This is a genomic window from Streptomyces sp. LS1784, from assembly GCF_020103755.1.
Classification (GTDB): Bacteria; Actinomycetota; Actinomycetes; order Streptomycetales; family Streptomycetaceae; genus Kitasatospora.
Map to the genome: position 1 here is coordinate 1 of NZ_JAHSQD010001038.1, position 1,447 is coordinate 1,447.

Annotated in this window: 1 protein-coding gene; it reads left to right on the forward strand. The window is 76.3% G+C overall.

The window, feature by feature from the left end; genetic code table 11:
* The coding region (gene tmk, locus KS423_RS45420) for a dTMP kinase (protein WP_224285508.1) at nt 1-1,447 on the forward strand (1,447 nt) is incomplete at both ends.

Consider the following 1,447-nt stretch of genomic DNA (forward strand, 5'->3'; position numbering starts at 1 on the left):
GCTCACCGCCGCCGAGCACCGCGCCGGGCCGATCGGCTACGGCCTGCTGGTGCTCGCCGCCACCGGGGCGCCCGCCCTGGGCGCCCGGCTCACCCGGGCCACGCTGCCCTCGCTGTCCCGTCGCCGACTGCTCGCGCTGGCGCTGCTCACCCAGGGCGTCGCGCTGATCCTGGCCGGGCTGGTGCTGGACTTCGTGCTGGTCCTGCTGCTCACCGTGCTGGCCGGCCTGGCCGCCGGGATCGTGGTCTCGGCCGGGCGCACCCTGCTCGCCCAGGAGGTCGAGGAGGCGCGGCTGCCGAAGGTCACCGAGCACCTGTTCGCGGTGCTCCGGGCCGTGGTCGCCGCCGCGCTGGTCGCCGTCCCGCTGATCGCCGCCGCCTACGGGGACGTGGAGTACGGCACCGTCGAGCCCGGCTCCTTCACCTTCATCCACGGTGGCGCGGCCCTGGCCGTCGCCACCTCCGGGCTGCTCACGCTGGTGCTCGCCGCCGTCGTGCTGCTGCGTACCGACGACCGGCGCGGCACCGCGCCGTTCGTCCGGGACCTGGTGGACTCGGTGCGCGGTTCGAGCGGCCCGGTGCCTCACCGGGGCGCGGGCACCGGCTTCTTCATCGCCCTGGAGGGCGGCGACGGCGCCGGCAAGTCCACCCAGGCCCAGGCACTCGCCGAGTGGATCCGCGGCAAGGGGCACGAGGTCGTGCTCACCCGCGAGCCCGGCGGCAGCCCGGTCGGCCAGCGGCTGCGCGGCCTCGTCCTGGACGTCGGCAACACCGGCCTGTCCCACCGCGCCGAGGCGCTGATCTACGCCGCGGACCGCGCCGAGCACGTCGAGAACGTCATCCGGCCGGCCCTCGCCCGCGGCGCCGTGGTGATCACCGACCGGTACATGGACTCCTCCATCGCCTACCAGGGCGCCGGGCGCGACCTGGCCGCGACCGAGGTCGCCCGGATCTCCCGCTGGGCCACCGGCGGGCTGCTGCCCGACCTGACCGTCGTCCTGGACGTCGACCCGACCAGGGCCCGTGAGCGCTTCACCGAGGCGCTGGACCGGCTGGAGTCCGAGCCCACCGAGTTCCACCAGCGGGTCCGGGCCGGCTTCCTCGCACTCGCCGCCGCCGACCCGGCGCGCTACCTGGTCGTGGACGGCAGTCAGGCCCCCGGCTTCGTCACCACCGCCATCCGGCACCGGCTCGACCGCGAGCTGCCGCTCTCGGAGCAGGAGAAGGCCGCCCGCGCCGAACAGGAGCGGCTGGCCAAGGAGGAAGCCGAGCGCCGCGCCGCCGAGGAGGCCCGCAAGAAGGCCGAGGCGGAGGCCGCCGAGCGCAAGCGGCAGGAACTGCTGGCGCAGCTGCGGGCCGAGCAGGCGGAGAAGGAACGGCTGGCCGAGGAGGAGGCCGAGCGGGCCGCCGCCGAGGCTCGGCGCAAGGCCGAGGAGGAGGCGCGCCGC